Source organism: Paraburkholderia sp. BCC1884, from assembly GCF_900996225.1.
Taxonomy (GTDB): Bacteria; Pseudomonadota; Gammaproteobacteria; order Burkholderiales; family Burkholderiaceae; genus Paraburkholderia.
In genome coordinates this window covers 1-603 of record NZ_CAAJGL010000096.1, presented here as the reverse complement: position 1 = coordinate 603, position 603 = coordinate 1, and the positions used below count along the sequence as shown (strand labels likewise).

At 68.0% G+C, this 603-nt stretch carries 2 protein-coding genes; both read right to left on the bottom strand.

Annotated features, from left to right (window positions below; translation table 11 throughout):
* Positions 1-76, bottom strand: a 76-nt coding sequence (locus FQ705_RS22395; RefSeq protein ID WP_260854589.1) for a rubredoxin, incomplete at its 3' end; no start/stop codon positions are given.
* 56 nt (positions 77-132) lie between these two features.
* Positions 133-603: acyl-ACP desaturase (locus FQ705_RS22390; protein ID WP_186307958.1), on the bottom strand; the 471-nt coding region annotated here is incomplete at its 5' end.

The following is a 603-nucleotide window of genomic DNA, read 5'->3' as shown; positions in this document are numbered from 1 at the left end:
AGCTGTTGGGGGCGGCGATCCCGGCGTTCGGGTCGCCGCTTTGTTCGTCATAGAGGTAACCGCAGATCAGGCACATCCAGGTGCGGTATTCGACGGTGAGTTCGGACATCGTGAGCGTTCTCCGGATCAGTGCTACAGGGCAGGCTCGGCGGCGGCCGCGCCCGCGCTCGCGCCTTCCAGGTTCTGGTGCAGCTGCTTGCGCAGCTTGTGGAGGTCCTTGACGTTGAGCAGCGGGCGCTCCAGCAGGATCGACAGGTTGTGCAGGATGCGGTCGGCCACGCGGTTCTCCCAGTCGCGGTCGAAGCGGATCTGCGTGTCGAGCCAGCGGCCCAGCCATTCGGGATCGGGCAGGCGGCTCTGCACCGTGTCGTTGGGGAACAGCGTGCGATTCACGTGCAGGTTGGTCGGGTGGATCGCCTTGGCCGCGCGGTTGGCGCTGGCCATCAGCGTGCCGATCTTGGCGAAGGCCAGGCGCGCCTCGTCGCCGTGCCGGTCCAGCGCGCGGCGCATGTACTTCAGGTAGGCGGCCGCGTGGCGCGCCTCGTCGCGCGAGATCAGCTCGTAGATCTGCCGGATCACCGGCTCGGTGTGCCAGTGCGCGGC